Source organism: Sedimentitalea sp. (assembly GCF_039973035.1).
Classification (GTDB): Bacteria; Pseudomonadota; Alphaproteobacteria; order Rhodobacterales; family Rhodobacteraceae; genus Sedimentitalea.
Genome location: NZ_JBDWLR010000002.1, coordinates 1 through 9,746 on the forward strand (window position 1 = coordinate 1; position 9,746 = coordinate 9,746).

General features: G+C 58.4%; 9 protein-coding genes. 8 read left to right on the forward strand and 1 reads right to left on the reverse strand.

Annotated elements, in window-relative coordinates; translation table 11 throughout:
- Positions 1–406: 406 nt before the first annotated feature.
- From ABJO75_RS00545 to ABJO75_RS00575, 7 genes are all read left to right on the forward strand, one after another.
- Positions 407–1,417 carry a serine hydrolase gene (locus ABJO75_RS00545; RefSeq protein WP_348128921.1) on the forward strand — a complete coding sequence of 337 codons (1,011 nt, stop codon included), beginning with the start codon at positions 407–409 and terminating at the stop codon, positions 1,415–1,417.
- Between the two features lie 126 nt (positions 1,418–1,543).
- Entirely contained in the window at positions 1,544–2,254 is a 711-nt protein-coding gene (locus ABJO75_RS00550; RefSeq protein WP_348128942.1) for a DUF1194 domain-containing protein, read from the forward strand.
- Between the two features lie 493 nt (positions 2,255–2,747).
- Positions 2,748–4,376 carry a hypothetical protein gene (locus ABJO75_RS00555; RefSeq protein ID WP_348128924.1) on the forward strand — a complete coding sequence of 543 codons (1,629 nt, stop codon included), beginning with the start codon at positions 2,748–2,750 and terminating at the stop codon, positions 4,374–4,376.
- A complete protein-coding gene (locus ABJO75_RS00560) occupies positions 4,373–5,347 on the forward strand; it encodes an alpha/beta hydrolase (RefSeq protein ID WP_348128926.1) in 975 nt (324 codons plus the stop codon). The genes ABJO75_RS00555 and ABJO75_RS00560 overlap by 4 nt, the downstream gene beginning before the upstream one ends.
- A 581-nt stretch (positions 5,348–5,928) precedes the next feature.
- Positions 5,929–6,315: a DUF3768 domain-containing protein gene (locus ABJO75_RS00565; RefSeq protein ID WP_348128929.1), complete on the forward strand. Its 387-nt coding sequence runs from the start codon at positions 5,929–5,931 to the stop codon at positions 6,313–6,315.
- Positions 6,316–6,384: 69 nt separating this feature from the next.
- Positions 6,385–8,208 (forward strand): ParB N-terminal domain-containing protein, encoded by a 1,824-nt coding sequence (locus tag ABJO75_RS00570; RefSeq protein WP_348128931.1) that lies wholly within the window; start codon positions 6,385–6,387, stop codon positions 8,206–8,208.
- Between the two features lie 163 nt (positions 8,209–8,371).
- On the forward strand, positions 8,372–8,620 hold the full coding sequence (locus ABJO75_RS00575) for a hypothetical protein (RefSeq protein ID WP_348413992.1): 249 nt from the start codon (positions 8,372–8,374) through the stop codon (positions 8,618–8,620).
- A 170-nt stretch (positions 8,621–8,790) separates the two neighbouring features.
- On the opposite strand, the gene ABJO75_RS00580 is transcribed toward ABJO75_RS00575, so the two are convergent.
- On the reverse strand, positions 8,791–8,958 hold the full coding sequence (locus ABJO75_RS00580; protein ID WP_348128936.1) for a hypothetical protein: 168 nt from the start codon (positions 8,956–8,958) through the stop codon (positions 8,791–8,793).
- Between the two features lie 581 nt (positions 8,959–9,539).
- On the opposite strand from ABJO75_RS00580, the gene ABJO75_RS00585 reads away from it, so the two are divergent.
- Positions 9,540–9,746 (forward strand): hypothetical protein (locus tag ABJO75_RS00585; protein WP_348128939.1); only part of this gene is annotated, 207 nt, incomplete at its 3' end.

Genomic DNA, 9,746 nt, shown 5'->3' on the forward strand with positions numbered 1-9,746 from the left:
TGTCAGCCCAGACCAAATGGCGCAAACTCGACGGCGCAAACCGCATGCCTGAGATCATCCGGGGGATTGAATTCAAGGACGGGATCAAGCAACTTCAAAAAGCCGCCTGATCACGCCGTCACCAACATTCGGGCATAGCTCTATCACTTCGAAGTACGGGGACAGATCGAAACCGCGAGGCGATCGCTTGGAAATATGCAAATAGTGACGGATATGAAATATTTCCCTCTGCCTTGCAGGATCAATAGGTTCATCCACAGACACTTCTGGAAGAATGGGATAATTGATCGTTTGAAACGCCTGCGCAATCACCGAGGAACAGATCGCCCTTGTCGGCTCACGGAATGATGATCTTCTCCGTCGAACATCCGGTCTACCCTTCGCCTATGAATCGCGAGGCCGAGGGATGCTCAGACTGAAACGCCGCCATTTTGTATTCGGTGCGACCGCACTGTGCGCCTCGCCGACCGCGGCTCGATCCGGAAGCTGGCAAACTGTCGCTAACAAAGCGCGGGCGTTGGATCAGTGTCACGCGCTGGTCGTGCAACGTCATGGCCAGACGAAGGTGTCGGAAGCCTTCCGAGGTCCTTCCATCGGACGTGCCGTGCCCGTCAAGTCGGTCTCAAAGACAATCGTTGCGGCATTGACGGGAATCGCAATCGATCGGGGCGAGATCCGGTCGCTCGATGCGACACTGGCCGAACTTGCACCGCGGTTGATCCCCCGTGGCGCTGACCCGCGGGTGGGGGACATCACCATCGAGCATCTGGTGACGATGCAGGCCGGGCTGGAACGAACCTCGGGTGCGAATTATGGCGCTTGGGTCAGCAGCGGCAACTGGGTCAACGATGCCCTCGGTCGGCCTTTCGTCGCCGAGCCGGGCAGCCGGATGCTCTATTCGACGGGCTCATTTCACGTTCTCGGTGCGGTGCTATCGGAACGTTCCGGGAAGAGCCTGTTGTCGCTTGCGCGGCAGCGTCTTGGCCAGCCGCTGGAAATCGACATCCCGGCATGGACCCGAGATCCGCAGGGGCGCTATCTTGGCGGCAATGAAATGGCGCTGAGCGTGCCCGCAATGGTGCGGTTCGGGGAACTCTACCTGAACGGCGGACGATGGGGGGGTGTCGAGGTGCTGAGTGAAGATTGGGTGACGCGGTCCTTGCGTCCCCGAACCCGCTCCCCCTTTTCCGGGCTCAGCTACGGATACGGCTGGTTCATGGGTACCGTGCGCGGCCATAGCTATGCGTTGGCGCGCGGCTACGGCGGGCAGGTGATCTGTATCTTCCCGGACCTCGGACTGTGTATTGCCATCACCTCCGATTCCACCCGACCCGCCCGCAGCGGCGGGTACTTCGGCGACCTGATGGACCTGATCGAACGCTCAATCATTCCGGCAGCCCTAAGCGAGGGCGCCTGAGACATCCTGTTGCCTGCGCACGTCACCTTTTCCGAAAACGTGGTACGGGCCAGCTGGATTGTGTATCGCGCGGATCACGTTAAGATCGAATCCATGAGGTTTTTCGCGCTGCTCTTTTGCCTTTTTATGGCTGATCAGGTCGTGGCCCAGACTCAGCGCGAAGTCGGTCTGGAGCTCGTGTTGCTTGCCGATGCCTCGGGCTCGATCGACGCCGAAGAACTCGCCTTTCAACGGCAGGGGTACGCTCTGGCCATGACCGACCCGCAGGTCCTGTCCGCCATCGAAAACTCTCTCTACGGCAATGTCGCCGTAACTTATGTGGAATGGGCGAGCAACACCGCGGTCGTGGTGGAGTGGATGATCGTGGACGGCATGAGCAGCGCGCAGGCCTTTGCCGACGCACTGGCCGGCCCGCCGCGGCAGGCCTACGGCAGCAACGCTATTGGCGGTGCATTGCTCGACGCCAAGAGATTGATCGAGAGAAACGACATTGTCGCGCCCCGCGCGGTGATCGACTTCTCCGGCGACAGTATTCGAAACTCTTCAGGTCCGTCGATCGCTGCCGCGCGTGAGGAAGTGCTTGCAGCCGGCATCACGATCAACGCCTTACCGATCCTGCGTCCGGAAGACGGCAGACGAGCTGGCGCGAATCTGGAAGAAGAATATTCCAATCGCATCATCGGTGGTCCAGGCGCGTTCATGGTCACGGCAGAGGGGCGCGACACCTTCGCAGGAACCGTACGGCGAAAGCTTGTGCTCGAAATTTCAGGGCGGACACCGGATCACGACAAGAGAGCTGCCTGCTGCGACGGGACAAAGACACACCGTTTGCAATGACGCCGGTCGTCACGTGGGGTGCGAGCCGCGTTTCGACAATTTCCCGTCTGACGTCGAACGTGCGATATCCGAAAGCCGCTTGGGGTTCTACGCTCTTCCGCCAACGCCCCTTCAATCATAGATGACGTCTTCACAGACCTCTGCTTTCCACATCGGAACAAGTGCGCCGGTGTTCCATTCATACATCCACCCCACGACCTCGCGCGTGTTCCTATCCAGGATGCGCAAGATCGGTCTTGCGTGCTTACGATTTCTGACTTCGCGATCGGGCCTCGTTGACGCCTTTGGTGCGATTGGTTTCGGCAATGTTCTCACAACGGTTGTCACGATAAGTCCCCCTGTTTTTCGGCACCCACGTACCAACAAAACTGATTTTATATTGGATGTGGGTAGCAGCAACGACAACACGTTATAGTTGTGCTACAATTTTCTACTAACGCACGACAAAATACGAAAAGGGACGAAAAGATATGAAAAAAAGACCCGCAGTGCTTTGATTAAAAACGGCAAATATTTTGTCGCACCGCAGCAGAGTTCGGACACCTTCAAGGTATTGTTCGCCCGCTTGGCGGCGGAAGGTGCCGGCCGGCCGGTCGACCGTCAGGGGTTTCCTGACGGTCCTTGGACACCAGAAACCATAGCCGAAGCAATCTCTGCCATTGATGGTTACGACGGCGACATCGATTTGCGCACCGTGCAGATCTGGTTTCAAGACAATGATAACGGCATCAGCACCAATAATATCCGTTGGCTGGCACGGATATTTGGATGCAACGATCCAGACGCCACCAGTCTTTGGCAGGTCGAGCTTAGCGCTGCGAACAGGCGGCTCGCTGAGAAACGGAAGAGGAAGAAAGTTGGCAATCGGCCCCGGCTAGGCTCAACGGAAACGGTTCAGAAGATCGAAGCAGGATACACCCGTGCGAGGGCATCGGCTGTCACCGCTCAAGAGATCAATTGGCGTTTCAATCTGGCGAAAAAAACGGAAGCGCTCTTTGACAGTCAAAGCTCTATGGCTTTGCCGCTCGTGGTTTTTACAGGTGCTTGCACGCTGGCATTGATTTCGTTCACGCTGAATGTCCACAGTGTAGTTTTCACCCCAGAGAACGGCCCGCCCAGGCAAGTCGGTTTCTTGTGGGCCCCAAACTGGACAATCACATTCCTGGCAGTTCTGCCGTTGTTCCTGGTTCTATTGATGGATTTGCTGCGTTGCTGGAAAGAGGAGTGGCGAACCAGGCTTGCGGATTTCAACGATCCCGAATTTCTGGGTGTCAGCTGGGAACATAGACTTACAGCGGCGTCCTACGCGTTTTGGGCGACGTTTTTTGTAACCGTGATAGTAGCCTCGGGGTACAATTGGACGGCTACACATCTGACCCCGTTGCTGGAGAGCGACCCAGGCAATTGGGCGGTAGATTGGAGTCGCATAGCCATCTTGCGCCCTGACCTAATATCAGTACCGAGCGCGATTGCCTTTACCAGTCTCGTGTTTCTGTACAATGGCTTTACAGCCTACCTCTTCTTCACTGGCCACATCATCCTTCACTTGATGAAGGATGACTACGTAAGTCTTATGAAAGGTCTTGAGGCCCAATCCAGCGAGGAATTCATCCCAGAGATTGAAAACATCAGTTTCTTGCTGATGAACGGGATTTTTCGGTGCACGGCATTGGGTGTCCTGATCACCATTCTGATGAAGCTCCAATCCAGCTTTCTACAGTCAAATAGCACCAACATAATCGACTGGCTGGTTGCGGATTTCGGTTCTCCGTTTGGGAACCACGACTCCATTGCAAAGGAAAGCACATTGTCGAGGATCGCTCCAGGGAGCTTCTATAGCTTCTTTTGCTTGCTGGCGATTGTGGGCACCTTTGCGAATGCGTCAATCAAAATACGATGGATGTTTGCGCGTCTTCATCTGGCGGAATGGCATAACCGGCTAATTGCACCATGGGTGGTGATGAATGGGACTATGGCGCTGTTGGTTATCAGCTACTTTCTGATTGGTGTCCTACCCGGATTTACGATTTTCTTGGCTTTTTCGTTGGCCTTAACAGGCTACCTGCTCACCAAACCGGCCTCCATGTGGAGCCGGGATTCCCGAAAAGAAAGATCAACATGAGTCGTGCTGGTATGATGGGCCATGCGCCATTCTTCCTTCAAGTAGCTGAGGGACCGAGCAACGTGAGTGCATATTGGATTATCACCGAGGACAAGGTGCGTCTTCGCGTTGCGCATTGGCCGACCGAAGAGGCCCCCAAAGGCACGGTCTTTGTGTTCCAGGGACGCACTGAGAACATGGAAAAGTATGGGCGCGCCGTTGATGGACTACATAAAGCTGGATACGTTGCGTTTGCAGTTGATTGGCGCGGCCAAGGGCTTTCTGATCGGCTCACAAATGATCGAATGGTAGGTCATGTTGATCGGTTTTCAGACTACCAAAAAGATGTTGCGGCCATGCTCAAGGCCGCCGAGACTCTCGATCTGCCAAAACCCTGGTATCTGTTCGGGCACTCGCTAGGGGCCGGCATTGGTTTGCGAGCGTTGTCTGAAGGTCTGCCCATGTCAGCCTGCGCATTCTCGGCTCCATTGTGGGACATAAACCTTTCCGCCTTTCAACGGTTTGCCGCCTGGCCTCTGACCTGGGCGGCTCAACTGATTGGGAAAAGCCACGCCTATGCTCCCGGAACCCGTGGAGAAAGCTATGTGCTAACCACACCTTTCGATGAAAACCGGCTGACACATGACTTGGGCATGTATGAGTATTATCAGAATATTTCCGAAAACTTGGTGGACCAACAAATTGGCGGACCAAGTATGGGTTGGCTTTATCAGACACTCAAAGAAACAAGGTCTCTGTCAAAGATACCTTCCCCTGACATTCCGTGCATCACGTTCTGCGGCGCCGAAGATAGTATCGTAGCTATTCCGGCAGCACAGGATCGAATGGCACGATGGTCACGAGGGAAACTTGAGCTCGTCCCAAATGCGAGGCACGATGTTCTTTATGAAACGCCAGAGGTCCGAGACAATACGATGTCCAAAATTTGTGAACTGTTCGCGGCGTCAGGGGTGCTTCAATCTGAGCCTTAGGAAAAGAACGGGCCCCAACTGTTCCAAACATTCCAACCATCGTCTATTTGATGGCCCCCGTCCCGCCCCTCGGGCGTGTCGCCGCGCTCTTGTCTCCAGCCAGCAGAGCTGACCTTCGACCCGCACCCTTCGCCCCCATCCTCCCTGATCCAATGATGCGCGCCCTGTCTCATCCGAGCCAGGATGCACACCTTGTCACATGGTCGGCTGCGGCCTTGTGAGCGGCCCGTTTGAGAAACGATCCCTGGGGCACCGGGGGTTTCGTCGCCAGCTCCGAACGCCCCTGCATGCCGGGACGCGCATGGTGCGCGTCCATAAGGGGACCGCCGGTCCCCCACCGCAACCCTGAATTCTGCACCCAAAGAGGTTTCCCCGGCCTTCCGCGCCTTTGGCTTGTGCAGGCCGGGTGATCCCCCTCCCCTTTGGGTTTGATTTCAGCATTGCGGCGGTTCCCCCCCTGCCCTCGCCGGGTGGCAGGCTTTCAGGAGAGGGGCGCGCTTCGCGTGTCCTCGCCAGAAACCCCGCCCTGATTTTCGGCATCAAGACCGGAAACGTGGCACCACCACAAAGGAACAACGCGCATGACCACTGACGCCATTGAAACGACCGCCGCCGAGATCCAGGCGCGGCGTGTCGCCAAGCAGAACGACCAGTTTCGCAAGACCTGGGGGGCGGATTTCACCATTCCCGGTCGGATCGTCACGACGCAGGGCGTGGCCTCCCTGCCCTTCGCCGCACAGGTGAAAATCATGGTTGCCGTGCAGACTTTCGACACCTTCACCGAGGACAACGACCCCCACGCCGATCACAGCTTTGGCGGGTTTGAAATCGAGAGCGAGGGCGAAACGGTCAAGCTGTTTTGGAAAATCGACCTTTACGACCGCCCCTACAGATACGGCAGCGAAAACCCGGCCAACACAGCCGAGACCCGCCGCGTTCTGACCATCATGCAGCGCCACGAATACTAGAACCGCACCAGCGGCCCGCCGCGCCCAAAGGGTGCGGCACCCCTTCCTCACATATCAAGGAACAGTCCCATGACCGACCAGAGCAAAATCATTGCCGCAACCGACGAGCAAATCCCTTTCGCTGACATTTACCTGCACGACATCAACCCGCGCAGCGTTGTGAGTGACGAGGCGATTGAAGCCCTTGCCGCGAACATTCGCCAGCTTGGCTTGATCCAGAACCCGGCAGGCTTGCGGGATGCAAGTGGCAAAGTCGGGATCGTGGCAGGCGGACGCCGGTTTCGCGCGCTCGCCTTGTTGCAGGACGACCCCCGGTTTCAGGCCATCACCGTCCGCATGGCCCCCGATCAGCAGACCGCCGCGTTCTGGGCAACCAGCGAGAACGCGCAGCGCGAAGCCCTGCACCCCGCAGATGAAATCCGCGACTTTGGCGCGATGGAACGGCGCGGCGTGGCGGTGCCGGCTATCGCTGTCGCCTATGGCGTGACCGAACCGCATGTCTATCGCAGGCTCAAATTGGCAGGCCTTCCCGCACCGGTGCTGGATGCGTTGAAAGCCGGGGAAATCAGCCTGTCCAACGCCGCCGCCTTCACCATCAGCGAGGACGAGACCAACGCACTGGCGGTTCTGGAACAAGTCCGGGGCGAACATCACAGCGATCACCAGATCAAGCAGATGCTCAAACCTGACTCCGTGCGCCAGACCGACCGCCGCGCCGTTTTTGTCGGGCTGGATGTCTACGAGGCCGCAGGCGGTCGCATGACCGGCGACCTTTTTGCCGACCAGACCTATCTGGACGATGTGGCCCTTCTGGAAGACCTGTTTGTGGCCAAGCTGGACGCCACTGCGAACGCCCTGACCGCCGAAGGCTGGAAATGGGCCGAGGCGATGGACGTCCCTTACATCGGTTATCACTGCATCGAAGACCGCAAGCTGGACCGCATCTATGCCGAAGAAGGCGAGCTGACCGAAGCCGAAGTCAAACGATATGACGCACTGGCAGCCCTGATGGAAGCCGATGCTCTGGACGCGGCAGGCGAAGCCGAGTTTGCCGCACTGGAGAACATACAGGCTGGTGCGTTTAGCGCCGCGCAGAAAGCGGTTTCCGGTGTCCTTGTCCATGTCGATCAGAGCGGCGCGTTGCAGACATGCGAGGGGCTTGTCACCCGCGAGGACCGGTCCGCCGCGATCAAAGCCGGGTTTCTGAGAGCGTCGGCCCATAAGACCGATGCCGCACCGAAATCGCCAATCTCTGCCAAGCTGGCCGAGGATCTGTCCCGCATCGCGCAAGGCGCGCGACAACATGCGGTTTTGCGCGACCCGGACCTGTTGATCGACCTTCTGGCCTATCAGCTGAGCCACGCGTTGCACTGGAACAATCCGCTTGCCCTGTCCATGAACGAGGCCCCGAACTGGCCCACAACCGAGGCCGAGGGTTATGCGCTGGACGCGCGCCTGACCACCCATCCGCCGCGCGATATGTGGGAGAGCAAAGACCTTGCCGCGTCGTTCCGGGCGTTCCGCAAGAAAGGCGCAGACCATGTGCGCCGCGAGTTGACCCGGTTCCTTGCGGCGCAATATCGGGGCGGCGATGAGAAACTGACAACACTGGTGGACAAGGAGACCGAGCCAAGCATCCGCGAGGTCTGGACCCCCACCGCCGAGAACTTCTTCAAGCGCGTCGGCGGCCCATACCTCAACGATCTGTGGCGCGAGCTGCTGGAGCTTGCCGAAGATCACCCGACCGCCACGACGTTTGCCAAGCTGAAAAAGGGCGAGAAGGCCGACAAGTTGCAAGACCTGTTTTCTGACGCGGCGACCCGCAGCGCCCTTGGCGTCACCGACGCGCAAGCCGCGCGGATCGCCGCGTGGGTGCCCGAGGGCATGACCTGAATCCGAGGGCGGGGTGTTCGCGCCCCGCCCGCCGATCCCGTCAATCTGCTGGATGTCCGGCACAGCTTCAGCATGGGGCGCGTCACACGCGATGCCCTGCCCTTCCCGCTTTTGCCGACCCACCGGAACGGGGGTCGGATCAATCCAAATGATGGAGGTTGTCATGCCTGATTTCACCGCCCACCGTTACCCCGTCTTGGCCGTCCGCTGTCCTGATTGCGGCAAAGGCCCCGGCCTCTGGTGCATCCGATCAAGTGGTCACAGATCCAACGATCTGCACATGAGCCGCAAAGCAGAGGCCGACCGCGTGTTTGTCGATCAGCACGGCCCGGACGCCAGCATTGAATTTTCAGACGACATGTGGCTCATCAATCCACAGGGACGCGTGGGAATTAGGCCGCAGCCCGAATGAGTTTCGAGTTTCCTTGTGGTGGGGAAAAGACTGGCCCCGCTTCGGCGGGGCACCTTTTTTGTCTGATGTTGCGAGCTTGGCCACTGCTCGTTTTGCCCGCACCGGCCAGGGCTGTGCCCTGCCCCGTGCGGCCCCGCGCTATGCGCGTTGCGCCCGCAGTCGCGGGAGGCTCAGTAGCACCAACTGGATCTTCTGCCACCGCCATATCGCCGTGCCAGTCCCTCAGAAAGCAGAATATCAGCCGCGTCAGTGCGCTCGACATAGAGCCGCGCCAGTCCGCGATTAAACTTGTCCCGTCCCGGCAGGATCACCAGATCGACGCTCCGCACGCTTGCCATCAGCTCACGTAGTTGGTTCCTCACCGCGCGGCCAAGCGCCAGTTCGTAATCGCGTCCCGGTTCATAGGTCTCTGGCGTGTACCGTGTCGCTGTCCACCACGTAGATCGAGAACGAGGCCACCTGTTCGGCGATCGCAATCACAGGCCGGAACAAAGCGATGATGCGCCAGTGGCGCGTCATATTCCCTCCTTTGGTCCTGCCCTGCATCCTCTGTCGCTCTGCCGGCTTTCGCATGTCCAACACCACTGGCATGAGCACGGCCACGACTATCCCCCGCTTCTTGCAAGGTCCGTCGCCAGCTGTCTTGGGGGTTTTCCCGATTGTTGCAGTTCGGCGCGTCTTTTTTTACCTGGCCTCTTCCCCTGAACCGGGCAAGGACATCGGGCGGCTGCGGGTCATGTCTGACCCCCTTTGTTTCTTCTGATGTCTTATCGCGGATCGCGGCCAAGTCGTGCCCTGCGCTCCGCTCCGGTAAGCAGAAATACGGCTTCCCCCATCGGCGGAGCCTCCGCATTTCTGCTTGCGCCCTGTCCTGACACAATCCGCTCTTTGCAAGCCATCGAAACCAAGGAGATCAGACATGACCAGCTACACCCTCACCGTTCCCGTCACCTTCCAGAAAGACGGCCAGGAGCAAACCGCCTACCGCCGCGTCGGCGCGGTGTTCGAAAACACCAAGACCGCAGACGGCGAAGTCTTTCTCTCGATCAAGCTGGATTTCCCGGTGGCCGTGACAGAACTGGTGGCCTTCCAGTCCAAACCGAAAGACGGCGAGGATGGCGATCAC